Source organism: Gordonia insulae (assembly GCF_003855095.1).
Classification (GTDB): domain Bacteria; phylum Actinomycetota; class Actinomycetes; order Mycobacteriales; family Mycobacteriaceae; genus Gordonia; species Gordonia insulae.
On the sequence record NZ_CP033972.1, the window covers coordinates 478163 to 501038 of the forward strand.

Below are 22876 nucleotides of genomic sequence, written 5' to 3' on the forward strand. Positions count from 1 at the left end.
GGAACCTCACTGCATCCGGTAGGCGAGTCGGCGGGCGGCGGTCGGGTCCAGAGGGGGCAATGCGAGGATGTGGGCCACCGCGCGCCACGGTTCGAGCTGGACGTAATTGCCCTGTCCCCAATGGAACTCTTGGCCGGACACCTCGTCGCGGACGGTGAACCGGTCCTGCCAGTCGTACCCGAGCGCGGGCATGTCCAACCACAGCGTGGACGTTTCGGTACCGAACGGGTTCAGATTGATCACCACGATGACACGGTCACCGGACACCGGATCGAATTTCGAATAGGCGATCAGCGCCGCGTTGTCGAGGTGATGGAACGTGATGTTGCGCAGTTGCTGCAGGGCCGGATGCCGTCGCCGGATCTCGTTGAGGGAGGTGATCCATGGTTCGAGAGATTCGCCGCGGCTCGCGGCCGCCTTGTAGTCGCGGGGTCGCAGCTCGTACTTCTCGGAGTGCAGGTACTCCTCGCTGCCCTCGGTGACCGCGATGTGCTCGTAGAGTTCATAGCCGCTGTAGACGCCCCAGGTCGGCGCCAGGGTGGCCGCCAGCGCCGCCCGCAGCGCGAACATCCCGGGACCGCCGTACTGCAGACTGGCGTGCAGGATGTCCGGGGTGTTGACGAAGAGGTTGGGCCGCGCCTCGTCGGCGTGGTCGGCGATCTCCCGGCCGAACTGCTCGAGTTCCCACTTCTCGGTCTTCCAGGTGAAGTAGGTGTACGACTGCGTGAACCCGGCACGGGCGAGCCCGTAGAGCCGGGCCGGCCGGGTGAAGGCCTCGGCCAGGAACAACACGTCCGGGTCGCGCTTCTTCACCTCGATGATCAGCCACTCCCAGAAGTTCGGCGGCTTGGTGTGCGGGTTGTCGACGCGAAACACCTTGACGCCCAGACTGACCCAGTGCAGCACGACCTTCAGGACGGCGCGGTAGATGCCGTTGCGGTCGTTGTCGAAGTTCAGCGGATAGATGTCCTGGTACTTCTTGGGCGGATTCTCCGCGAACGCGATGGTGCCGTCGGGCAGTGTGGTGAACCACTCCGGATGTGCGCGGGCCCACGGATGGTCGGGGGCGCACTGCAGCGCCAGATCGATGGCGACCTCGAGGTCGAGTTCGCGCGCCCGGGAGATGAAGTATGCGAAGTCCGCCTCGGTGCCGAGGGCGGGATGGATGGCGTCGTGACCGCCGTCGTCGGATCCGATCGCCCACGGGGACCCGACATCGTCGGGCGCGGCGACCAAGGTGTTGTTCGGACCCTTGCGATTGACCCGGCCGATCGGATGGATGGGCGGGAGATACACGACGTCGAATCCCATCCCGGCGATCCGCGGCAGGTCGTCGACGGCGGTGAGGAACGTGCCGTGCACCGGGTTGCCCTCGTGATCCCACCCGCCGGTCGAGCGGGGGAAGAACTCGTACCACGATCCGAACAGGGCGCGCCGACGGTCGGCCCAGATCCGATACGAGCGTGATTTGGTGACCATCTCGCGGATCGGGTACTCGGTGAGGAGATCGGCGATCTCCTGCGACACGGCCAGGTTGACCCGGTTCTCGATCCGTCGGCGAGCGCGCAGCTGACCGATCGCGTCGTCGAGGGTCTCGTGGGCGTCCACCGGGACCACGTCGCGTGCCCGCGTCAGCAGTTGCGCGCCGATCTCGAGGTCGTTGGCGAGGTCGGCGGAGCCCTGACCAGCCTCGACCTTCTTCAGCACGGCCGATCGCCAGGTCGCGTAGGGGTCACTCCACGCTTCGATCCGGAACACCCAGAACCCGACGGCGTCGGGCACGAACGCGGCGTTGAACACGTCGGCCTCGTCGGCCGGCTGCATCCTGATGTCGAGGGCGGTGCGATCCGGCCCGTCGACGTGCAGGGTGACACCGAGTGCGTCGTGGCCCTCTCGCCAGGCGGTCGTGCTGATCGGGATCAGCTCACCCACAACGGCTTTCGCCGGCTGCTGCCCGGCCGATACCAGGGGTTGGATATCGTCGATCCCCATCCGCCCGATCACCAGCGGCCTCCTCTTTCCTAGACCTGCGACCTCGATGGCGCACGCTCTCGGTGCGGCGACGCCGGCATCACTGCCGAACTCAACCGTAGGGGATCTCGGCCAGTCTGCCCAACGCAGAACGAACGAGATCTCCGTCGGTCGTCCGCCAGAACGGCGGGAGCGACGCGAGCAGATATCCACCGTATCCGGCTGTGGCCAGTCGGGAGTCCAGAACGGCGACGACGCCGCGATCGTCGGTGGACCGCAGCAGACGACCGGCGCCCTGCGCGAGCAGCAGCGCCGCGTGATTGGCGGCGACTGTCAGGAAACCGTTGCCCCCGCGCGCCTCGACGGCGCGTTGGCGAGCGGTGAGCAGTGGATCGTCGGGTCGCGGGAACGGGATGCGGTCGATCACCACGAGGCTGCACGACGGCCCCGGCACGTCTACGCCCTGCCACAGCGACAGCGTCCCGAACAGGCACGTCCGCGGGTCCTCGGCGAACTTCCGCACGAGCGACGACGTGGTGTCGTCGCCCTGGCAGAGCACCGGGTGTTCGCACCGGTCGCGGATCTTCTCGGCGGCCTCCCGCGCGGCGCGCATCGACGAGAACAGTCCGAGGGTCCGGCCGTCGGCCGCGTCGACCAGACCGGCCAGTTCGTCGAGGGTGACGTCGGCGATCGCGTCCCGACCGGGGCGGGGCAGGTGACGCGCGACGTAGAGGATCGCGGCCTTCGGATAGTCGAACGGTGAGCCGGCATCCAACCCCTGCCAGCGTGGCGGCGCCGTGTCGGCGGGCGCCGTCTTGCCGATCGCCATGACGTCGATGTCGCCGGTCGGGACCTCCCTGGACGGGTCGATCCCGTCGAGATCACGCGCTCCGCTCCCGCCGGCCGAATCCCGGCGGCCGGCCGCCGGCAGACCCCAGGTCGCGGCCAGTGCGTCGAAGTTGCCGCCGATCGTCAGGGTGGCCGAGGTGAGGATCACCGTGGAGTGGGCGAACAGCGAGGCGCGCAACAGGCCGCCGACCGACAGTGGCGCGATACGCAGCACCGCCCGGGTGTCCTGGCCCACCTTGTCGTGGGCGACCCACACCACGTCGCGTCGCTTGGCCGGGTCGGGGGAGTCGAACGCGCCGAGCAGTCGGACCACGGTGTCGTGGGTGTCCTCGAGCGTGGTCAGCGCGGCCGACCGCGCGGCCGCGGAGTCGTCGGACCCGCCGCCGGCGCCGGGCATCCGAACCGGTCCGATCTGATTGCGCGCCAACCACAGACGATCGCGGAGCCCGGCCAGGACCTCGGCCATCCCGGACGGCAGCCGCAACCACTCACGGCCGGGGGACTCGCTGAGCACGGCGTCGAGCTGCTCGCCGGCGCCGAGCAGGGAGTCGGTGGTCTCCTCGTCGAGGAGCTTGCCGCATCGGCGGGCGACGATGGTGATGCCGGCGCCGGAGATCTCGGCGGTGGAGACGGAGGTGATGCGGTCGACGAGTTCGTGCGCCTCGTCGATCACCACGACGTCGTGTTCGGGCAGGATGCTCGCGGGACTCATCGCGTCGATCGCGAGCAGCGCATGGTTGGTGACGATGACGTCGACCTGCCCGGCGGCCCGGCGGGAGCGTTCGGCGAAACAGTCGTCGGCGTAGCTGCAGTTGGCCGCGCCCAGACATTCGCGGGCCGAGACGCTCACCTGACGCCAGGACCGGTCCGACACACCCGGGGTCAGGTCGTCGCGGTCACCGGTCTCGGTGTCCGACGTCCATTCCCGCAGCCGGTTGACCTCCCGGCCGGTGCGCGACAACTCGAACGCGTCGAACAGCTCGGTCGCCGGTTCCTCGGCGGTGCCGTTGTGGATCTTGTTGAGGCACAGGTAGTTCGCGCGACCCTTCAGGATGGCGAAGGTGGGTTCGCGATTCAGTGGCCCGGCCAGCGCGGGGGCCAGGCGCGGGAGGTCGCGCTCGATCAGCTGGCGCTGGAGCGCGATCGTGGCGGTCGACACCACGACCGTCCGGCCGGAGTCGACGGCATGCCGAATCGCCGGCACGAGGTAGGCCAACGACTTTCCGGTGCCGGTGCCGGCCTGTACCGCCAGATGCTCGCCGGTGTCGATCGCGTGGGCGACGGCCGAGGCCATGCGCACCTGACCGTCTCGACGGCTGCCGCCGAGGGCGGTGACCGCGGTGTCGAGCAGGGCGGTCACCGATGGGGTCGTGCTCATCCGATGGTGATCATTCGATGTGGGTGGATCCGTCGTAGAGCAGGTCGCCGACGAGTTCGACGCCTGCTTCACGCAGTTCGGCGAGCGCCTTCGTGGCGGTGTCGGCGGCCACCGCGGCGGTGAAGTTCAGCAGCACCCGGGTGGTGAACCCCTCCTTCACCGCGTCGAGGGCGGTGGCCCGGACGCAGTGGTCGGTCGCGATACCGACGATGTCGACCGTCGAGATTCGTTGTTGCCGTAGCCAATCGGCCAGCGACGTACCGTCCTCGGCGGCTCCCTCGAAGCCGGAGTACGCGGCGCTGTAGTGCCCCTTGGAGAAGACCTCCGCCGCCACCGACGCATCGAACGACGGATGGAAGCAGATGCCGTCGGTGCCGACGCGGCAGTGTGGCGGCCACGAATCGACATAGTCGGGGTCGTCGGAGAAGTGGTCGCCCGGATCGATGTGGTGGTCGCGGGTCGCGACGACGGTGCGGTAGTCGTCGACGATCTTGTCGACGGCCGCGGCGACCGCGGCACCGCCGTTGACGCCGAGCGAGCCGCCTTCGCAGAAATCGTTCTGCACGTCGACGACGATCAGGGCCAGGTCCTTCGGGGCGTGGGCTGACATCTCTCCGCCTATCCGAGCACGTAACGGGTGGGAACCGCGGGGTCGCCGTGGGACAGACCCAGGCCCTCCCACGGCAGAGTGACCAGGGCGTCGGCGAGGTGTGCGCGACCCTCGGCCAGCGTCGGCAGGGAATCGACGGCGTCACCGCCACGGACCAGCGGGATCTGCAACGGACGCAACGTGAGTCCGTCGGCGGCCGGCACCTGATCGGTGGCGCGGTACACGACCTCTTCCACGATCGTCCCGGTGGGACGCGCAGATCGGGCCGCCGCCTTGGCCCCGCCCTTGGACTCCTTGTGGCTGGCCCGCTTCGCGACCGGGATGCCGTCGACCTCGACGAGCTTGTAGATCATCCCCGCGGTCGGTGCACCGCTCCCGGTGACCAGCGAGGTCCCGACGCCGTAGGTGTCCACCGGTTCCGCACGCAACGAGGCGATCGCGTACTCGTCCAGGTCACCGGACACGACGATCTTGGTTCCGGTCGCACCGAGATCGTCGAGTTGCTCGCGGACCTTGCGCGCGAGGACGCCGAGGTCACCCGAATCGATGCGCACGGCACCGAGTCCGGGCCCCGCCACCTCGATGGCGTTACGGACGCCCTGGGTGATGTCGTAGGTGTCCACGAGCAGCGTCGTCCCGACGCCCAACGCCTCGATCTGGGCCGCGAACGCGGCCTTCTCATCGGGCCCGTCCGGGCCGGTGAAACCGAGGGTGAAGGCGTGCGCTGCGGTGCCCGCGCTGGGCACGCCGTAGGTGCGTGCCGCCTCGAGATTGGATGTCGCGGCCACACCCGCGATGTAGGCGGCCCGGGCGCCGGCGACCGCCGCGCGTTCGTGTGTGCGCCGTGAGCCCATCTCGATGATCGGACGGGACCCGGCCGCACTGACCATCCGGGCGGCGGCCGACGCGATCGCGCTGTCGTGGTTGAGGATCGAGAGGATCAGCGTCTCGAGGAGGACACCTTCGGCGAACGATGCGCGGACCGTGAGGATGGGGGAGCCGGGGAAATAGAGTTCGCCTTCGCGATAGCCGTCGATGTCGCCGGAGAACCGATACTCGCGCAACCAGTCGACGGTGTCGTCGTCGAGGAACCGGCGCACCACCGCCAGTTCGTCGTCGCCGAACCGGAACCCGGTGAGCTCGTCGAGCACGCGCCCGGTACCGGCGACGACGCCGTAACGCCTCCCGTCGGGAAGCCGTCGCGCGAACACCTCGAACACACACGGACGGTGCGCAACAGGATGCCGCAGCGCAGCCGAGACCATGGTCAGTTCGTACTGATCGGTCAGCAGGGCGGTGTTGTCGATGCTCACAATCGCTTACCCTTGGTCGTATGGCGCCTGACGAAACTCGTGCGCACGAGGCTACCCGCCGCGGCGAGCGAAGCGACGGGGGATGGCTCGGCGAGCGAAGCGACGGGGGATCACCCGGTGGGACGGCGGTTGCCGAACCCGGTGTCGCCGATGGCGCGACCTCGCTGGACCGTCCGTGGGTGACGATCGTGTGGGACGACCCGGTCAACCTGATGCGTTATGTCACGTTCGTCTTCCAGAAGGTCTTCGGCTATTCGGAGTCACGGGCGAACCAACTGATGATGCAGGTGCACAACGAGGGCAAGGCGGTGGTCTCCGCCGGCGACCGCGACAAGATGGAGGTCGACGTCCGGAAGCTGCATGCGGCCGGTCTGTGGGCCACCATGCAGCGGGACAGCTGAGCGGGGAATCCGAGACACGTGCGTACCTGGAAGCGCAAGGGCCGAGGCGCGTCGACGCGCATCTGTTCCCACCTCGACGTGCACGAGGCCGAACTCCTGGCATCGATGGTGACGTCGATGCGGGAGTTGCTCGGCGAACGCGAATCGACGGCGCCGCGCGACGAACTCTCCGACGTCACCGGGATTCCCACGGGGCACACGGCTGCGCCGACCGACGCGACCCTGGGCCGATTGTTGCCCGACTTCCATCGACCGGATCAGGATCGCGAGCTGACCGCCGACGTGGTCAACGGCGACGTCAACGGCGCGCTCCGCAGCGTGCACGAGCCGTACATCATCGACGCCAAGATGGCTGCGGCGCAGGTCGTGCTGGACACGCTGCCGCAGGGTGGAGGCGACCTCGCGCTGACCGAGGAGCAGGCCGCCGAGTGGCTGACCGCGCTCAATGACGTACGTCTGGCGCTGGGTGCGATGCTCGGCATCTCGGAGGACACCCCGGATCAATTGCCGCCGGATCACCCGCACGCCGCGCACCTCGACGTCTATCACTGGCTGACCGTCATGCAGGAACTCCTCGTCGAGTCGTTGGTGTGAGGCACCCGGGATCGTGACCACGTCTTCGGGAATCGCTCCGGCAGGTGACCGCATCACCGATGTGGCGGGGATCCTCGTCGGCCATCATCACCGGATCGATGACGACGCCACGGTGGCGGCGCCGGACACGGACGGGATCGGCCGGGGCTGGGCGACCGGAACCACGGTGGTGCGCATCGATGCGCCGGGCGCGGTGTGCGCGGTCGACGTCCGTGGTGGTGGCCCGGGCACCCGGGAGACCGATCTGCTGGATCCGGCGAACACGGTCCAGACCGCGCACGCGGTGGTCTTGACCGGCGGCAGCGCGTACGGGCTGGCCGCGGCCGACGGTGTGATGTCGGGCCTGGAGGCCGCGGGTGTCGGTCTGCGGATGGACGAGCTCGGGCACGTGGTGCCGATCGTGCCGGCCGCTGTCATCTTCGATCTCCCGGTGGGTGCCTGGGAGAACCGGCCCGACGCCGCGTTCGGCCGCAGCGCCCTCGCGGCGAGCGGTTCCGGCGTCGAGGTCGGCAGTGTCGGCGCGGGCGCCGGAGCACGTGCCGGGGCCCTTAAGGGCGGTGTCGGGACGGCGTCGATGATGCTGTCGGACGGTCCGGCAGCGGGTGTCACCGTCGGTGCCCTGATGGTGGCCAACCCGGTGGGTGGCGTGATCGATCCGATGTCGGGATTGCCTTGGGCGGCAACCGATGCCGACTTGCTAGGGCTCGGCCTCCGGCCGCCCCGGGGTGACGAGATCGCCCGGTATGGCGAGCTGGTCGCCAAGCAGACGGTGCTCAACACCACGATCGGGGTGGTGGCCACCGACGCCGCGCTGGATTCGGCGTCCACACGCCGGGTGGCGATGGCCGGTCACGACGGTCTGGCGCGGGCGATCGTGCCGGCGCATTCGCCGCTCGACGGCGACACCGTCTTCGCGGTGGCGACCGGCGCGAGGCATCCGGAACAGCCACCGGTGCCGTCGGGCATGAATCCGGATGTCGCGATGCTCGCCGAGGTCTGTCGCGCGGCCGCGGTCGTGGTGCGGCGGGCGATCGTCGGGGCGGTCCTCGCGGCCGGACCCGTCGCCGGCATCCCGACCTATCGTGACGTCCTGCCATCGGCCTTCGGATAGGCGCGATCGTCGGCGTCGGCGCGCTCATCGAGCCGGCCGACAGATAGCGTGGCGGGGGACGTCCGGCCGACCGAACCGCCCGGCCGACGGAATAGCCCGGATGCCGGGCGCGTTGCTGACAGCTGATGTCGGAGGAGGATCTCAGGTGCTGACGATCGGTCAGGAATTGGTCGACGCGATGGTGGCGCATGCCCGCGCGGACCACCCCGACGAGGCGTGCGGGATCATCGCCGGGCCCGAGGGCTCGGATCGCCCGGAGCGCTTCGTCGCGATGACCAACGCCGAACGGTCGCCGACGTTCTACCGGTTCGACTCCGGTGAGCAGCTGAAGGTGTGGCGGGAGATGGACCGCCTCGACGAGGAGCCGGTGGTGATCTATCACTCACACACCGCGACCGAGGCATATCCCAGCCGCACCGACATCTCCTACGCGAGCGAACCGAACGCCCACTATGTCCTGGTGTCCACCCGCGACGCCGACACCGCGGAGATCCGCAGCTATCGCATCGTCGATGCCGTGGTCACCGAAGAGCCGATCGAGATCAGGAGCTGACCCCATGGCCATCACCGTGTCCATCCCCACCATCCTGCGCACCCACACCGGAGGTGAGAAGCGCGTGGAAGCCTCCGGTTCGACGCTGGCCGAGGTCATCGACAACCTCGAATCGGCGAATCCCGGTATCAAGGAGCGCCTCGTCGCCGACGGCAAACTGCACCGCTTCGTCAACGTCTACGTCAATGACGAGGACGTGCGGTTCTCCGGCGGTCTCGACACCGGTGTGGACGACGGCGACGATGTCACGATCCTGCCCGCGGTCGCCGGCGGATAGTCCGTGGCCCGCTACACCTCACTCATCGAGTCGGTGGGCCACACCCCACTGATCGGCCTTCGGCGGCTGTCGCCGCGCTGGGAGGACTCCGACCCCGACGATCCTGACGGCGGTCCGCACGTCCGCCTGTGGGCCAAGCTCGAGGACCGCAATCCGACCGGGTCGATCAAGGATCGTCCGGCCCTGCGGATGATCGAGCAGGCCGAGCGGGACGGGCTGCTGTCGCCCGGGTCGATCATCCTCGAACCCACCAGCGGCAACACCGGTATCTCGCTGGCCATGGCCGCGAGACTCAAGGGCTACCAGCTGATCTGTGTGATGCCGGAGAACACGTCGGAGGAACGCCGCTCGCTCCTGACGATGTTCGGTGCCCGGATCATCTCGTCGCCCGCCGCGGGTGGCTCGAACACCGCGGTCGCGATGGCCAAGGATCTCGCCGCCGAACATCCCGACTGGGTGATGCTCTACCAATACGGCAACGAGGCCAACATGCTCGCGCACTACGAGGGCACCGGCCCCGAACTGTTCGCGGACCTACCCGAGATCACCCATTTCGTCGCCGGACTCGGCACCACCGGGACACTGATGGGTGTCGGCCGATTCCTGCGTGAGAAGAATCCGGAGATCGAGATCGTCGCCGCCGAACCGCGGTATGGCGACGAGGTCTACGGGTTGCGCAACATCGACGAGGGCTTCGTGCCGGAACTCTACGACGACTCCGTGCTCACCCGGCGGTTCTCCGTCCAGGGTGTCGATGCGGTGGCCCGGGTTCGCGAACTCATCGACACCGAAGGGATCTTCGCCGGAATCTCCACCGGTGCGATCCTGCAGGCCGCCCGCGGCGTGGGCCGGGGTGCGCTGAAGAAGGGGCAACGCGCCGACATCGGCCTCGTCATCCCCGACGCCGGGTGGAAGTATCTGAGCACCGGAGCGTACGAAGGTAGCCTGGAGCAGGCAGAGCAGGCGCTCGAGGGCCAGCTCTGGGCGTGACGGTCGCGGGGCGGACCGCTCTCCACCGTCGGTCGAGTGGCCGGCGAGCGAGCGAGCCCGGTCCACCCGTTGGTCGCGTATCGAGACCACACCGACAAGGAATCTTCCATGACCACGAATCCCGCGCCCACGGGTTCGGGCCGAACCCGGCAGGGACCCCGGCCGCTGTGGCAGCGATCGGCGATCATCATGGCGGCGATCGCCGCGTTGCTGTTCGTCATCGAGGCGATCGACGTCGCCACCGACTATCGGTTGGACGACGCGGGCATCGAACCGCGCCAGGTCGACGGACTGGACGGCATCCTCTGGGCCCCGTTCCTGCACGCCGATTGGCAGCACCTGTTCGCCAACCTGATACCGGGTCTGGTGCTCGGTTTCCTGCTGCTGATGGCGAAGCGTTTCGTGATCGTCACCGCGATCGTCTGGGTGGTGTCGGGACTGGGTGTGTGGCTGTTCGCGCCGCCCTACACCGTCACCGTCGGCGCCTCCGGCATCATCTTCGGATGGCTGACCTTCTTGCTGATCCGCGGGCTGTTCAACCGCGACCTCTGGCAGATCCTCGGCGGATTGGTGCTGTTCCTGATCTACGGATCGGTTCTGTGGGGCGTGCTCCCCAGCGGTTCGGGGGTGTCGTGGCAAGGACACCTGTTCGGTGCGCTCGGCGGCGTGCTCGCCGCGTGGTACCTGGCCGACCGGGATCGTCGGCGTAAGGCGACGACCACCAACCCCCAGTTCCCGGGGGTGGCGTCATAACGACGCAGACAGCACCCATCGGCATCTTCGACTCCGGGGTGGGCGGCTTGACCGTTGCCCGCGCGATCATCGACCTGCTGCCCGACGAGGACGTCATCTACATCGGGGACACCGGAAACGGACCGTACGGTCCACTCGCCATCCCCGACATCCGTCGTCATGCCCTCGCCATCGGCGACGATCTGGCCGAGCGTGGCGTGAAAGCGATTGTGATCGCCTGCAATACCGCGTCGGCCGCGTGTCTGCGGGATGCGCGCGAGCGGTATGCGCCGATCCCCGTCGTCGAGGTGATCCTGCCCGCCGTGCGCCGATCGGTCGTGGCGACCAAGACCGGGCGTATCGGCGTCATCGGCACGCAGGCGACGATCGGCTCACGGGCGTACCAGGATTCGTTCGCGGCCGCCCGCGACGTCGAGATCACCGCCGTGCCGTGTCCGAGGTTCGTCGACTTCGTCGAACGCGGCATCACCAGCGGACGTCAGATCCTCGGACTCGCCCAGGGTTACCTCGAGCCGCTCCAGGAGGCCGACGTCGACACCGTGGTACTGGGGTGCACGCACTATCCGTTGCTGTCGGGCGTGATCCAGCTCGCGATGGGGGACCAGGTGACCCTGGTGTCCAGCGCCGAGGAAACCGCGAAGGACCTTTTCCGGGTGCTGACCGAGCAGGATCTGCTGCATCCGCACTCCGATCGCGCCGCGGTCCGGGAGTTCCGATCCACTGGCGATCCGGAGTTCTTCGCGCGGCTGTCCACCCGCTTCCTCGGTCCGGCGATCGGCCAGGTGCAGCATCTCTGACGACCACAACCATCGTTGGAGAGTTGTGACCCGTATGCGGACTCGTCCACAGTCGGGCATGGCACAGTAGGGCATATGCGTCTGACGGTCCTCGGGTGTTCCGGGAGTGTGGGTGGCCCCGGGTCCGCCTGCTCGGGGTACCTGTTGTCGGTCGAGGGTGAGCGGCCGGTGCTCGTCGACTGCGGACCGGGCGTCCTCTCGGAACTGCAGCGTGTCGTCGACCCGGTCGACGTCGATGTGGTGCTCAGTCACCTGCACGCCGACCACTGCCTCGATCTTCCCGCCATGCTGGTGTGGCGGCGCTACGCCCCACGCCCCGCATCCGGACGCGCCGCCCTCTATGGTCCGTCCGGAACGGCATTCCGGGTGGGCGCGGCATCGGCAGAGGTCCCCGGTGACGTCGACGACATCTCCGACACGTTCGATCCGGTCGAATGGCAGGACGGCGTCGAGGTCGCGGTGGGTGGTCTGACGGTCAAGCCCGTGAAGGTCAACCACCCGCCCGAGACCTACGGTCTGCGCATCACCGGTCCGCAGGGGCAGGTCATCGCCTACAGCGGGGACACCGCACTCTGCGACGAGGTCGTCGACGTCGCCGAGGGCGCGGACATCTTCCTGTGCGAGGCGACCTGGACCCACGCCCCCGACGATCGACCGCCCGATCTGCACCTGTCGGGCTACGAGGCCGGGCAGATCGCCACCAAGGCCGGAGTGCGGTCGCTGGCGCTCACGCACCTCGCGCCGTGGTTCGATGCCGAATCGATCCTCGCCGAGGCGCGTTCCACCTTTTCCGGTCCGGTCGATCTGGTACGTCCCGGCCAGGTCTTCGACCTCGTCCCCTGACAGCCATCGGCGGATCCGTCGCGCTGGTCGAGTGCCGCGCGAGCGGAGCAAGGCCCGCAACCACCGCGTTGCCACCGCTGGTCGAGTGCCGCGCGAGCGGAGCGAGCCGGTGTATCGAGACCACCGACCCCGCAGCCGGCGATGCCCCGCGATCCCGGCCCGTCGCTGCCGATCGTTAGAGTTGGCCACGTGACGACACGAGCTGACGGCAGGGCCGACGACGAACTGCGACCGATCTCCTTCACCCGCGGATTCACCTCGCATCCGGCGGGCTCCGTCCTGGTCGAATTCGGCGGGACCCGCGTGATGTGCACCGCGAGTGTGACCGAGGGCGTTCCGCCGTGGCGGCGTGGTTCCGGCCTCGGCTGGCTCACCGCGGAGTACGCGATGTTGCCGTCATCGACCCACGAACGCTCCCGGCGCGAGTCGACGCAGGGCAAGATCGGTGGCCGCACGCACGAGATCAGCCGCCTGGTCGGCCGTTCGCTGCGGGCCTGTATCGATCTCGGTGCGCTCGGCGAGAACACCGTCGCCATCGACTGTGATGTCCTGCAGGCCGACGGCGGCACCCGGACCGCGGCGATCACCGGCGCCTACGTGGCGCTCGCCGACGCGGTGACCTGGCTCAAGGCTGCCGGGCGGCTCAGCGATCCGCAGCCGTTGTCGTGCATGATCGCCGCGGTCAGCGTCGGTGTGGTGGACGGCCGGGTGCGACTCGACCTGCCCTACGAAGAGGATTCGCGTGCGGAGGTCGACATGAACGTCGTCGCCACCGACGCCGGCACCCTCGTCGAGGTGCAGGGCACCGGTGAGGGCGCGACCTTCCCGCGGGCCACACTCGACAAACTGCTCGACATCGCGATGGTCGGGACCGAGAAGCTGTTCGACGCGCAGCGCGAGGTGCTCGCGGCACCGTACCCGGGCGACCTGCCGACGCCCCGATGACCACGGTGCTGGTCGCCAGCCGAAACGCCAAGAAGCTGACCGAACTGCGACGCGTGCTGGATGCCGCGGGTGTCGGCGGCATCGACGTGATCGGTCTCGACGCCGTCCCGGAGTACCCCGAGGAGCCCGAGACGGGTGCGACGTTCGAGGACAATGCGCTGATCAAGGCGGAGGCCGGTGCGCGGGCAACCGGGTTCGCTTGTCTGGCAGATGATTCCGGGCTCGAGGTGGATGCGCTGAACGGCATGCCGGGCGTGCTCTCCGCCCGCTGGTCCGGGCGGCACGGCGACGACCGGGCCAACAACGACCTCCTGCTCGCCCAGATCGGTGACGTCCCGGACGAGAGGCGCGGCGCGGCTTTCGTCTCGGCATGCGCACTGGTGCTGCCTTCGGGGGAGCAGACAGTCGTGCGCGGTGAGTGGCGTGGCATCATCCTGCGGGGACCGCGCGGCGCGAACGGCTTCGGTTACGATCCGCTTTTCGTGCCGGATGATGATGCGGCGCAGGGACGTTCGTCGGCCGAGCTGTCGCCGACCGAGAAGGATGCACTGAGTCATCGAGGCAAGGCGCTCGCCGCACTGGTGCCGGCGCTACGGGAACTCGCCGACAACTGAACGCGGTCCGAGGTCCGGCGATCCCCCGTGGATCGCCAGCATCCGGGCCACCGAGTCCGGCCAGCGGTACCGGGCGGCGCGCCGTCGCGCGGCCGATTCCCGCTCGGGGCGGGGCAGTTCCAGGACCTGCTCGATCGCCTCGGCGAACGCCGTGGGTGAGTCGGCGGCCAGTGCTCCGCAACTCGCATCGACCATGCCGGCCACCGCAGATGATCGGGACGCGACCACCGGTGTGCCCGACGCCAGCGATTCGAGGGCGGACAGGCAGAACGTCTCGTGCGGCCCCGGCGCCAACGAGATCTCCGTCGACGCGAGCAGCGCGGCGACCTGAGCGCGATCGGCGACGTGGCCGAGGAACGTGACGGGCAGCCCACGTGCGGCCCGCTGCAAGGCGGGACGTCGGGGTCCGTCGCCGGCGACCACGAGGTGAACCCGCCGTCGGGCGGCATGCAGCCGGCCGACCGCCGCGATGCTGCGATCGGGTCGTTTTTCGGGGGACAGGCGTCCGCAGTGCACGATCAGCGTCGTCGTGTCGTCGGCGAATCGCGCCCCGACAGCAGGATCGGCATGCCGCGGATCGAAGACGTCGAGGTCCACCCCGAGTGGTGCGTGCGCCACGTTGGTCGCGCCGATCCGGTCGAACTCGGCCGCGGCGAATCCCGTGGTGCAGACCACGGCGTCGAAGGAATCCGCGGTGCGGCGGTTGGCCTCGTCGGCCATCATCCGGGCGACCGCGTCCGGCATGGCGATGGAGAGCAGCCGGTCGAGTCGTTCGTGCGACACCATCGTCGAGTGGATGTCGCGTCGCCGCGCCCAGGCGCCGAATCCGCGCAGGGTGAGCCGATCCGACACCTCGACGGCGTCTGGCCGGAGGTGGCGCAGGATGTCGGCGACCCGGCGGGGCGGCGCGACGTGGTAGCCGCCGGAGAAGGGGAGTCGGGGTGCGTGCACGGTGATCCGGTGCACGCCGTTGGGCATCGTCGCGGCACGGTCGTCGGCGCCGGGGACCACCAGGATCACCTCGTGGCCGGCCGCCACATATCCGGCGCCCCAGCGGTCGACGGCGGTCCGCAGACCACCCGACCGGGCGCCGTAGAAGTTGGCGAGTTGCACGATGCGCACCCGCACAGTGTGGTCGGTCGTCGATGAACCGATGCCGAACGCGACGTCACGGGGCGCGGATCAGCTCGTGAACTCTGGTGTCGGACGCAGCGACGGCAGGCCCGCAGCCGTGAGGCTAGAGGTTGTACTCCGCCTTCACTTCCTTGGTCCGGATGTGTTCGAACCAGAAGGAGAGGAACGGGATGGTGCCGGCGATGCACGTGAGGATGATCTTCCCGAGCGGCCACCGCACCTTGATGGCCAGATCGATGGTCAGGATCAGATACACGAAGTAGACCCAACCGTGCACGATCGGGACGAAGTCGAGCGCGTCGACGTCGAATCCGTACTTCAGGACCAGCTCGGCGACCAGCAGCAACAACCACAGACCCGTGATCCAGGCGAGAATCCGGTAGCGCAGCAATGCTCCGCGTACCTTCGCCACGGGTGTGCCGGTGGTGGGACTGGTCGTTTCGGTCACCTGCGTTGGTCCTCACTGCTGGATTCGGATGTTGATTCGGATGTGGGGCCGGCTCCGGATGCGGAGCCAGAGTCGGCCGCATACGACCGACCCAGGTCGGCGAGGTAGCGGTTGTAATCGGCGAGGGTCGAGTCCTCGTTGGCGGACGGGGTCGAGCGGAGCGACGACGCGCTCGGGGTCGTCGGCCGGTCGGGCAGGATGCCGGCGGGGATCTCGGTGGCGCCCTTGGCGTCGTGGGCGATCTTGCGCTGCTCGTCCGGATTGTTCTCCAGGACGACGAATCGGCGGTAGGCCCAGATGACCGCGAGTGCGAACGCGGGCCACTGCAACGCGTACCCGAGGTTCTGCGCGGTACCCGCCGACGACTCGTACACATCCCATTGCCAGTACGCCAGGGCGAGGCAGGCGACCGCCGCCACGACCACCAGCGCGATCAGCGCCGGACGCCGCCGGTGACCGGGGGTGCTCGAACCGGATTCCATATCCCCGACGGTACCTGGCCAGCGATGATCGCCCCACGGGCGGTACGCTGACGCAGGCGCCGGTGTGGCCGGCGACACGCGCGAGTGGCGGAATTGGCAGACGCGCTGGATTTAGGTTCCAGTGTCCACGGACGTGGGGGTTCAAGTCCCCCCTCGCGCACTCATTCCTCCAGTTGTCCGCCCATGAAATGCCGACGACACAGCGCTTGATAGATCACCGGCCCGAGTTCGGTGTCGCCGATCGCGACGAGCTCGCCCGCCCGGGCCACCTGTCCGCCGACGACGCGCGCATTGAGGAAACCCGGCCTCCCGCACCAGCACAGCACGATGGCCTGCATCCGGTGCACCCCGTCGGCGAGCTCGACGAGCCGGGCCGACCCCGGGAACAGGGCGGCGGTGAAGTCGGTGAGCAGTCCGAACGCGAAGACGTCGATGCCGACCTCGTCGACGATCCGGACCAGGTCCTCCACCTGCGCGGGTGCCAAGAACTGCGCCTCGTCGCACACGACGAAGTCCAGCCGCTCTCGTCGATGCCGGTGCATCACGACGTCATGGAGGTCATCCCCGTCGCCGACGACGACCGCAGGTGCGGCCAACCCGATGCGGCTCGTCACGGCGGGCTCCCCGGAGCGATCGTGTTTCGTCAGCAGCAGTCCGACACGCCCCTGACGGCTCTGGTTGAAATGCGTCTGGAGGGCGAACGTCGACTTCCCGGCCCCCATCGGCCCGTGGTAGAACGTCAGCTCGGCGGGCTCAGACATGTCCCGCAAATCGGTCGCACGGGCATCGTCTCATCGACCCGATGATGCCGCAGGCGACCGGTGCGCGCGCGTCGCGTGGGCCGTTTCCCCGCGGTTCATCGCGGCGTACGTTTCCTGTCCCCATGGATCAGTACCATCGGTGAGGCCGACGGATCGCCTCTTCGCCATCCCCCGCGAGGGGCATCCGGAGGACGCACCGGCTTCGTCGATCTTCCCCGCGCGACGTGCATCGTCGCGCAACGGGGGAATCCGGGGACGGTGCAGGCACTGAATCGCCCCGATCGCGAACAGCGGTCGGGGCGAACTCAGTTCACCGGCCAGGTTCCCGACGCACGGGGTGAACGTCAGGTGAATTGTCCGATTCGAACCGTGCGACTCGCCGGTAGCTCGCTACCGTCGAAGAGGTGGACCAGAACAACAAGGACGAGCTGCGTCAGATCAGCGAAGTCCAGGATCGCCTGATCGGCATGTACACACATCGCGATCCGGACGAGGTCGCGACCGCCGTCCAGTCCGCCTATCGGCACTTCGACGACACCCGGGTCCGAGATTTCGTTCCGCTGTTGGTGGAGCGCCGCGCGAACTCCGATCTCGGCGGCTCCGACGTCATGGTCGATCCGGCCGCCGTGCCCCCGCATCTGGGCGAGTAGCGATCGCGCTCAGACCGTACCGTTCCTGCAGGCGTCGGATGTGTGCGCGCGCCTCGTAGAGTTCGGCGCGACGCACGCCGGCGTCGGATGCCCGCGGATTGCCCGACTCGAGCTGCTCGACGATGGCGTCGGCGGCGCGCTCGAGCTCGACGATCAGGAGCCGTGCCTGTAACCGTGATGCGTCGCCTTCGGGGTCACCGTCCATAATCACCGCATCGTAAGGCAGACCGCTTACCCGCGCGCACGGAACCCGGTCGTCAGTCCGTTTCCGCGCGGCTCATCGCTCACCGGGGAACACGATGCCGATCTCGGCGCGGATGCGGTCCATCGCATCGAGCGTCGCGATGACATCGGCGCCCGGATGAATCCGGGACTCCGTGGCGCCGTCGGCGATCGTGCGTGCCGCGTCGGCGGCCGAGAAGTGCAGCCCGTCCTCGTGTTGCGCGGGCTCCTCCTCGTGGGTGAGGTGCTCGCCGTCGCGCTGGACCAGGGTGAACGGCCCCGGCTGGTAGAACGGCCCCGGCACCGACAGGTAGGCGTTCTCACCGGCGACGAACGCGGTCGTGGGTGTGTCCGCGAGGATCGTCGTGGTGATGAGCGACTGACCGCCGCCCGCATGGCCCATGGTGGCCGCGATCTGACCGTTGAGTTCGACCCCGTCGACTCCTGTCGTGGCCGGCCGGCCGAAGGCCGCGACCTGCCCGATCTCGCCGAGTACCCACTGTGCCAACGCCACCGGGTAGGTGCCCAGATCCAGCAGCGGTCCACCGGCGAGGGCCGGATCGTAGATCCGGTGATCGGTGGTGAAGTACTCGCCGTGGTCGGCGACGACGGTGCGCCTCGTGCCGAGCACGCCGTCGTCGAGGATCTGGCGGATCACGTCGAACTTGGGCAGGAACCTCGTCCACATCGCCTCGCCCGCGAACACCCCGGCGGTGCGGGCCGCGGCGAAGATCTCCTGCGCCTGTATCGCGTTGATGCCCATGGGCTTCTCGACGAGGACGTGCTTGCCCGCGGCGATCGCGGCGAGCGCGCATCCGTGGTGCTGGGGATGGGGTGTGCTGATGTAGACGATGTCGACATCGGGGTCGGCCAGCAGAGCGTCGTAACCCTCGTGCGATGACGGGATGTTCATGCGGCGTGCGAACTCGTCGGCGCGCCCGGCGCTGCGCGACCCGACGGCGGTGACCCGTTGCCTGGTGTGTTTGTGCAGGCCGCCGACGAACCGCTGGGCGATCCATCCCGGACCCATGATGCCCCAACGCAGTACGGGCGCCGAGGTGGGCTCGGGGGTGCGCGGCGACGGCAGATGACGCAGCATCGTGCTCACCGTGCGTATTTGGTGACGTAGTCGTTCATCGTCGCCAGCTGGTATCTGCTCACGTCGGGTGCGTTCTCGTTCTCGGCGAACACGCTGGACACCATCACGGTGTCGTCGCGATCGTAGAAGCCGATCTCGCCGAGGGTGCCGAAGAACTCGTCCCAGTCGACGTCGCCGTCGCCGATCTTGAGGTGCTGATGCACCCGGACCGCGTTGCCGGGCGGGTTGGTGATGTACCGAAGGCCATGTGACGCATGGTGATCCATCGTGTCGGCGACGTGGACGAGGCGCAGCATGTCGCCGGCGGTGCGCATGATCTCGGCCATGTTGCCGCCCATGTGAAACGAGTGGCAGGCAACGTAGACGAGACCGACGTTCTTCGAGTTGATCCCGCGGATCATCCGGATCGCGGACAGTCCGTCCTCGACGAAATCATCGGGGTGCGGGTCGATCCGCACATCGATGCCTTCCCGCTCGATGATCGGCACGAGCTCCTCCATGGAGCGGTAGAAGGCCCGCTCGGACTCCTCGGCCTTCTCCGGTCTGCCGGAGAACTCGGTGTTCATCACATTGACGCCGAGATCGATGGTGATCTGGATGGCCCGCTTCCAGTAGCGGACGGCGGCTTCACGGGCGTCCTCGTCCGGACCGGACCAGCGCAGCACCGGCAGCACCGACGCGATCCCGACTCCGGCAGCCGAACAGGCCTTGCGGAACTTGGCGACCAGGTCGTCGTCGGCCTTCGGGTGGTTGAAGAACGGGATCATGTCCACATGCGGTGTCAGCTGCAGGTGGTCATAGCCGAGATCGGCGACGACACCCGGCAATTCGAGCAGCGAGTGGCTGTGGTGGAACGGGGTGGGGTCGAGTGCGACCTTCATGTCGGTGTCTCCTCGGTGAGGTGTCGAGTGTCAGCTGAAACGGACGGCCGGCACGCCGCAGGAACCGAGGTAGCGCTGGGTGCGTTGGGCGATCGGCAGCGGGGCGTCGGGGGCACATGGGTACATGTCCTGTTCGACGATCGCGAAGATGTCGATGCCCAGGTCGGCGACCGCGTCGAGCAGGGGCGGCATCTCCGGGATGCCGCGTGGCGGCTCGGTCATCGCACCGAGGCGGACGGCCTCGCCGAACGGCAGGTCGTCGGCGGCCACCTTGGCGCGGACGGCCTCGTCGACCTGCTTGAGGTGCAGGTAGCCGATCCGCTCGGGGTGAGCACGGATGATGGCGAGATTGTCTCCGCCGCAATAGCTCACGTGTCCGGTGTCGAGGCACAGGTTGACGAACTCACCGTCGGTGTTCTCCAGGAACCGGTAGATGTTCTCCTCGGTGTCCACGTGACTGTCCGCGTGCGGGTGGTACTGCGCACGCACACCGTACTTCTCGAACATCGCGCGGCCGAGTTCGTTCATGCCGCGGGTCTTGGCCAGCCACTGCTCGTCGGTGAGGTGACGATCCTCCAGCACCTCACCGGTCGCGGGGTCACGCCACATCTCCGGGATCACCACGACGTGCTTGCCGCCGACCGCGGCGGTGAGCTTGGCGACGTCCTCGATCTGCGTCCACACGGCATCCCAGGAGTCGTCCTGATGCAGATGCTCGAACACGGTTCCGGCCGACAACTTCAGGCCGCGCTCGCCGAGCTCGTCGAGAAGTTGTTTCGGATCGGTCGGCAGGTAGCCGAACGGGCCGAGCTCGATCCACTCGTACCCGGACGCGGCGACCTCGTCGAGGAATCGGGTGTACGGGGTCTGCTGGGGATCCTCGGGGAACCAGACACCCCAGGAGTCAGGTGCAGAACCGACGATGATGTTGCTCACTTGCGTTGTCCCTTCGTGTGTTTCAGCTGGTGACGGCGGCGAGCGCCGGGTAGGTGATGGTCTCTGACCCGCCGGAGGCCAACGATCGGGCGGCGGCCTCGGCGACAGCCTGGGCCGCGAGGGCCTCGGGCAGGGTCGGGCCGATGGGCGTCCCGGCGCTGACCGCGGAGACGAAGTGGTCGAGGGCACTGCGATAGGTCGGGGCGACGCGCTCGAACCAGCCCGGATGCATGCCGTCGGTGACGAGTCGGCCCGCCTGGTACCGGGTGACCGATCCGACGCGTTGGCGGCCGGCCTCGATCATCCCGGTGGACCCGAGGACCTCGATGCGCTCGTCGTAGCCGTAGCCGATGCGGCGCACACTGTCGATCTGGACCAGCGTGCCGCTCGGCATCCGCAGGGTCACCACCGACGTGTCGACGTCGCCGAGATCGGCCATGCGCGGGTCGGCGAAGACCGATCCCGCCGCGTACACGGATTCGGGGTCCTCGCCGGTGATCCAGCGCGCGAGATCGAAGAAGTGCACTGTCTGGTCCCGCATCTGACCGCCGGACACCGCGACGTAGTCCAGCGGCGGCAGAGCCGGACCGCGCGTGGTCATCTGAACCAGTTCCACGCCACCGATCTCACCGGCGCGCACCGCCCGCTGGAGTTCGGCGTAGTCACGATCGAAGCGTCGGTTGAAGTCGACCATCATGGGTCGTCCGGACGAGCCGGCCGCGCCCGCGACCTCGCCCACGACGTCCACCGCCTGATCGAGATCGAGGTCGATCGGCTTCTCGCACAAGGTCGCGAGACCGGCCGCAGCGGCGCGGCGCAGATGCCGGGCATGGGTGTCGGTCGACGACGCGATCAACACCGCGTCCACGGTTGCGGGGGCGAACGCGTCGTCGAGATCAAGGGCACGGGTGCCGCAGCGAGACGCGAGGTCGGTCGACCGTGCGCCGTCGACGTCGTAGATGCCGACGAACTCGACACCGGGATGGGCGGCCAGATTCGCAGCGTGGACGGAGCCGATGAACCCGGCGCCGATCAGGGCCATGCGGACCATGTCAGCGCTCCTTCTGTCGGAAACCGACGATCTGTGGGACAGTGATGTGGGACACCATGGGACCGGTCCCAGTCACCATACGTGGTGTGGATCACCAGAGCAATAGGATGGGCGATTGTGAGTGTTGACGATGCGCGCCCCGAGGCCGCCGTGCCGGACATCGGGAACCGGCGGGCCGCGACGATCCGCGATGTCGCCGCCCATGCCGGGGTGTCGAAATCCGTGGTCTCACGGGTGCTGCGCGACGAGCCGAATGTCAGCGACGAACGTCGCGAGCGGGTGCGCGCCGCCATGGACGAACTCGGCTATCGCCCCAATTCCATTGCGCGAGGACTGTCGGAGGCCCGGAGCGGCACCGTCGGTGTGGTCATCAACGACCTCCGTAACCCCTGGTACGTCAGCCTGATCGAGGGGCTCGCGACGACGTTCGACGCGGTGGACATCGCGCCGATCCTGGTGGACAGCCGACTCGATCACCAGGTCGGACGCGACACCGTCGAGACGCTGCTCTCCCGGCAGGTGGACGGGCTGGTGGTGGTCGGCACCACCGACGCGCGCGTCGACGTCGAACGTGCCGCACAGTCGATCCCGGTGGTCCTCGCCGGCACGCTCGAGCCGGATCTGCCGACCGTGGACATCTCGGTCGACGACGACCTGATCGGCGCCAGGCTGGCGACCGAACACCTGCTGGCGCTGGGGCATCGGCGGCTGGCGCACATTCAGGGGCCGGGGCTGGTGGGCACCCTGCGTCGGCAGGGCTTCGAGAAGACCATCGCCGACTCCGGGGTGGCGGTCGAGTCGGTCACGGTCGAGTTCGGCGGTATGACCGAAGACGGCGGCCATGCCGCGGCCGCGCGTCTACTCGACTCGGCGACGCCCCCGACAGCCATCTTCGGCTTCAACGACATGACCTGTCTGGGTGCGATGTCGGCCGCCGACGACCGGGGCATCCCGGTACCCGGGGGACTGGCGCTGATCGGCTACGACAACACCCAACTCGCGAGCCTGCGCCACATCTCGATGACGTCGATCGACAACGGCAACTTCACCGTCGGCGCGCAGGCGGCCAAATTCCTGATCCAGCGCATGGACCGACTCACCGCGCCCCAGCGTGTCTATCGGCATACTCCGGGCCTGGTGGTCCGACGGACGACGGCGGCACCCCGCTGACGTGTCGTCGTCGGGGTGCCGCCGTCAGTGGCCTCAGTCGCTG

At 68.4% G+C, this 22876-nt stretch carries 26 protein-coding genes and 1 tRNA gene; 14 read left to right on the forward strand and 13 right to left on the reverse strand.

Annotated elements, in window-relative coordinates:
- Positions 1-6 precede the first annotated feature (6 nt).
- The 4 genes from D7316_RS02280 to D7316_RS02295 all read right to left on the reverse strand — a co-directional run bounded on the left by D7316_RS02280 (position 7) and on the right by D7316_RS02295 (position 6121).
- Positions 7-2004: a maltotransferase domain-containing protein gene (locus D7316_RS02280; RefSeq protein WP_124706856.1), complete on the reverse strand. Its 1998-nt coding sequence runs from the start codon at positions 2002-2004 to the stop codon at positions 7-9.
- 79 nt (positions 2005-2083) lie between these two features.
- Entirely contained in the window at positions 2084-4198 is a 2115-nt protein-coding gene (locus D7316_RS02285; RefSeq protein ID WP_124706857.1) for an ATP-dependent DNA helicase, read from the reverse strand.
- A 10-nt stretch (positions 4199-4208) separates the two neighbouring features.
- Positions 4209-4808, reverse strand: coding sequence for an isochorismatase family protein (locus D7316_RS02290; RefSeq protein WP_124706858.1), 600 nt, complete (start codon positions 4806-4808; stop codon positions 4209-4211).
- An 8-nt stretch (positions 4809-4816) separates the two neighbouring features.
- Positions 4817-6121: a nicotinate phosphoribosyltransferase gene (locus tag D7316_RS02295; protein ID WP_124706859.1), complete on the reverse strand. Its 1305-nt coding sequence runs from the start codon at positions 6119-6121 to the stop codon at positions 4817-4819.
- A gap of 20 nt (positions 6122-6141) precedes the next feature.
- Between D7316_RS02295 and clpS the strand changes: the two genes are divergently transcribed.
- The 11 genes from clpS to rdgB all read left to right on the forward strand — a co-directional run bounded on the left by clpS (position 6142) and on the right by rdgB (position 13999).
- On the forward strand, positions 6142-6522 hold the full coding sequence (gene clpS, locus D7316_RS02300; RefSeq protein ID WP_124706860.1) for an ATP-dependent Clp protease adapter ClpS: 381 nt from the start codon (positions 6142-6144) through the stop codon (positions 6520-6522).
- An 18-nt stretch (positions 6523-6540) separates the two neighbouring features.
- Positions 6541-7116, forward strand: coding sequence for an oxidative stress transcriptional regulator AosR (aosR, locus tag D7316_RS02305; RefSeq protein WP_124706861.1), 576 nt, complete (start codon positions 6541-6543; stop codon positions 7114-7116).
- 13 nt (positions 7117-7129) lie between these two features.
- Complete coding sequence (locus tag D7316_RS02310) at positions 7130-8227, forward strand: P1 family peptidase (RefSeq protein WP_124706862.1); 1098 nt, start codon at positions 7130-7132, stop codon at positions 8225-8227.
- Positions 8228-8372: 145 nt separating this feature from the next.
- The gene (locus tag D7316_RS02315; RefSeq protein WP_124706863.1) at positions 8373-8780 is read left to right on the forward strand and encodes a Mov34/MPN/PAD-1 family protein; all 408 of its coding nucleotides are present in this window, start codon (positions 8373-8375) and stop codon (positions 8778-8780) included.
- Between the two features lie 4 nt (positions 8781-8784).
- The gene (locus tag D7316_RS02320; RefSeq protein ID WP_124706864.1) at positions 8785-9057 is read left to right on the forward strand and encodes a MoaD/ThiS family protein; all 273 of its coding nucleotides are present in this window, start codon (positions 8785-8787) and stop codon (positions 9055-9057) included.
- A gap of 3 nt (positions 9058-9060) precedes the next feature.
- Positions 9061-10047 (forward strand): PLP-dependent cysteine synthase family protein, encoded by a 987-nt coding sequence (locus D7316_RS02325; RefSeq protein WP_124706865.1) that lies wholly within the window; start codon positions 9061-9063, stop codon positions 10045-10047.
- Between the two features lie 108 nt (positions 10048-10155).
- Complete coding sequence (locus D7316_RS02330; protein ID WP_124706866.1) at positions 10156-10800, forward strand: rhomboid family intramembrane serine protease; 645 nt, start codon at positions 10156-10158, stop codon at positions 10798-10800.
- Positions 10797-11597, forward strand: a complete 801-nt coding sequence (gene murI, locus D7316_RS02335; RefSeq protein WP_124706867.1) for a glutamate racemase — start codon at positions 10797-10799, stop codon at positions 11595-11597. Before D7316_RS02330 ends, murI begins: the two co-directional genes overlap by 4 nt.
- Positions 11598-11672: 75 nt before the next feature.
- Positions 11673-12440, forward strand: a complete 768-nt coding sequence (locus D7316_RS02340; protein WP_124706868.1) for a cyclic nucleotide-degrading phosphodiesterase — start codon at positions 11673-11675, stop codon at positions 12438-12440.
- Between the two features lie 189 nt (positions 12441-12629).
- Positions 12630-13385, forward strand: a complete 756-nt coding sequence (gene rph / locus D7316_RS02345; RefSeq protein ID WP_124706869.1) for a ribonuclease PH — start codon at positions 12630-12632, stop codon at positions 13383-13385.
- Complete coding sequence (gene rdgB, locus D7316_RS02350) at positions 13382-13999, forward strand: RdgB/HAM1 family non-canonical purine NTP pyrophosphatase (RefSeq protein ID WP_124706870.1); 618 nt, start codon at positions 13382-13384, stop codon at positions 13997-13999. Before rph ends, rdgB begins: the two co-directional genes overlap by 4 nt.
- Here the strand turns inward: rdgB and D7316_RS02355 are convergent.
- From D7316_RS02355 to D7316_RS02365, 3 genes are all read right to left on the reverse strand, one after another.
- Positions 13976-15121: a glycosyltransferase gene (locus D7316_RS02355; protein ID WP_124706871.1), complete on the reverse strand. Its 1146-nt coding sequence runs from the start codon at positions 15119-15121 to the stop codon at positions 13976-13978. The two genes, rdgB and D7316_RS02355, sit on opposite strands and share 24 nt — an antisense overlap.
- Before the next feature lie 115 nt (positions 15122-15236).
- Positions 15237-15581 carry a DUF3817 domain-containing protein gene (locus D7316_RS02360; protein ID WP_124706872.1) on the reverse strand — a complete coding sequence of 115 codons (345 nt, stop codon included), beginning with the start codon at positions 15579-15581 and terminating at the stop codon, positions 15237-15239.
- Complete coding sequence (locus D7316_RS02365; protein ID WP_124706873.1) at positions 15578-16063, reverse strand: transcriptional regulator; 486 nt, start codon at positions 16061-16063, stop codon at positions 15578-15580. The genes D7316_RS02360 and D7316_RS02365 overlap by 4 nt, the downstream gene beginning before the upstream one ends.
- A 78-nt stretch (positions 16064-16141) precedes the next feature.
- On the opposite strand from D7316_RS02365, the gene D7316_RS02370 reads away from it, so the two are divergent.
- Positions 16142-16223: transfer RNA gene (locus D7316_RS02370), tRNA-Leu, on the forward strand.
- 1 nt (position 16224) lies between these two features.
- Here D7316_RS02370 and D7316_RS02375 read toward each other — a convergent pair.
- On the reverse strand, positions 16225-16824 hold the full coding sequence (locus tag D7316_RS02375) for a thymidine kinase (RefSeq protein WP_124706874.1): 600 nt from the start codon (positions 16822-16824) through the stop codon (positions 16225-16227).
- Positions 16825-17228: 404 nt separating this feature from the next.
- Between D7316_RS02375 and D7316_RS02380 the strand changes: the two genes are divergently transcribed.
- On the forward strand, positions 17229-17474 hold the full coding sequence (locus D7316_RS02380; protein WP_124706875.1) for a three-helix bundle dimerization domain-containing protein: 246 nt from the start codon (positions 17229-17231) through the stop codon (positions 17472-17474).
- Here D7316_RS02380 and D7316_RS02385 read toward each other — a convergent pair.
- The 5 genes from D7316_RS02385 to D7316_RS02405 all read right to left on the reverse strand — a co-directional run bounded on the left by D7316_RS02385 (position 17431) and on the right by D7316_RS02405 (position 21663).
- On the reverse strand, positions 17431-17679 hold the full coding sequence (locus D7316_RS02385) for a hypothetical protein (RefSeq protein WP_197718168.1): 249 nt from the start codon (positions 17677-17679) through the stop codon (positions 17431-17433). The genes D7316_RS02380 and D7316_RS02385 overlap by 44 nt on opposite strands.
- Positions 17680-17751: 72 nt before the next feature.
- Positions 17752-18795, reverse strand: a complete 1044-nt coding sequence (locus D7316_RS02390; protein WP_124711054.1) for a Gfo/Idh/MocA family protein — start codon at positions 18793-18795, stop codon at positions 17752-17754.
- A gap of 5 nt (positions 18796-18800) precedes the next feature.
- Positions 18801-19676 (reverse strand): sugar phosphate isomerase/epimerase family protein, encoded by an 876-nt coding sequence (locus D7316_RS02395; protein WP_124706876.1) that lies wholly within the window; start codon positions 19674-19676, stop codon positions 18801-18803.
- Positions 19677-19706: 30 nt separating this feature from the next.
- Positions 19707-20612: a sugar phosphate isomerase/epimerase family protein gene (locus tag D7316_RS02400; protein WP_124706877.1), complete on the reverse strand. Its 906-nt coding sequence runs from the start codon at positions 20610-20612 to the stop codon at positions 19707-19709.
- Positions 20613-20634: 22 nt separating this feature from the next.
- Positions 20635-21663, reverse strand: a complete 1029-nt coding sequence (locus D7316_RS02405; RefSeq protein ID WP_124706878.1) for a Gfo/Idh/MocA family protein — start codon at positions 21661-21663, stop codon at positions 20635-20637.
- 117 nt (positions 21664-21780) lie between these two features.
- On the opposite strand from D7316_RS02405, the gene D7316_RS02410 reads away from it, so the two are divergent.
- Positions 21781-22833: a LacI family DNA-binding transcriptional regulator gene (locus D7316_RS02410; protein ID WP_124706879.1), complete on the forward strand. Its 1053-nt coding sequence runs from the start codon at positions 21781-21783 to the stop codon at positions 22831-22833.
- The last annotated feature ends 43 nt before the right edge of the window (positions 22834-22876 follow it).

Excerpts from the sequence above, each read along its gene's own strand:
- D7316_RS02320 (WP_124706864.1), top strand. The coding sequence starts at position 8,785 with ATGGCCATCACCGTGTCCATCCCCACCATCCTGCGCACCCACACCGGA.
- D7316_RS02365 (WP_124706873.1), bottom strand. The coding sequence starts at position 16,063 with ATGGAATCCGGTTCGAGCACCCCCGGTCACCGGCGGCGTCCGGCGCTG.
- D7316_RS02375 (WP_124706874.1), bottom strand. The coding sequence starts at position 16,824 with ATGTCTGAGCCCGCCGAGCTGACGTTCTACCACGGGCCGATGGGGGCC.
- D7316_RS02330 (WP_124706866.1), top strand. The coding sequence starts at position 10,156 with ATGACCACGAATCCCGCGCCCACGGGTTCGGGCCGAACCCGGCAGGGA.
- D7316_RS02395 (WP_124706876.1), bottom strand. The coding sequence starts at position 19,676 with ATGAAGGTCGCACTCGACCCCACCCCGTTCCACCACAGCCACTCGCTG.
- clpS (WP_124706860.1), top strand. The coding sequence starts at position 6,142 with ATGGCGCCTGACGAAACTCGTGCGCACGAGGCTACCCGCCGCGGCGAG.
- D7316_RS02390 (WP_124711054.1), bottom strand. The coding sequence starts at position 18,795 with ATGCTGCGTCATCTGCCGTCGCCGCGCACCCCCGAGCCCACCTCGGCG.
- rdgB (WP_124706870.1), top strand. The coding sequence starts at position 13,382 with ATGACCACGGTGCTGGTCGCCAGCCGAAACGCCAAGAAGCTGACCGAA.
- D7316_RS02290 (WP_124706858.1), bottom strand. The coding sequence starts at position 4,808 with ATGTCAGCCCACGCCCCGAAGGACCTGGCCCTGATCGTCGTCGACGTG.
- D7316_RS02285 (WP_124706857.1), bottom strand. The coding sequence starts at position 4,198 with ATGAGCACGACCCCATCGGTGACCGCCCTGCTCGACACCGCGGTCACC.
- D7316_RS02340 (WP_124706868.1), top strand. The coding sequence starts at position 11,673 with ATGCGTCTGACGGTCCTCGGGTGTTCCGGGAGTGTGGGTGGCCCCGGG.
- D7316_RS02385 (WP_197718168.1), bottom strand. The coding sequence starts at position 17,679 with ATGGACGGTGACCCCGAAGGCGACGCATCACGGTTACAGGCACGGCTC.
- D7316_RS02405 (WP_124706878.1), bottom strand. The coding sequence starts at position 21,663 with ATGGTCCGCATGGCCCTGATCGGCGCCGGGTTCATCGGCTCCGTCCAC.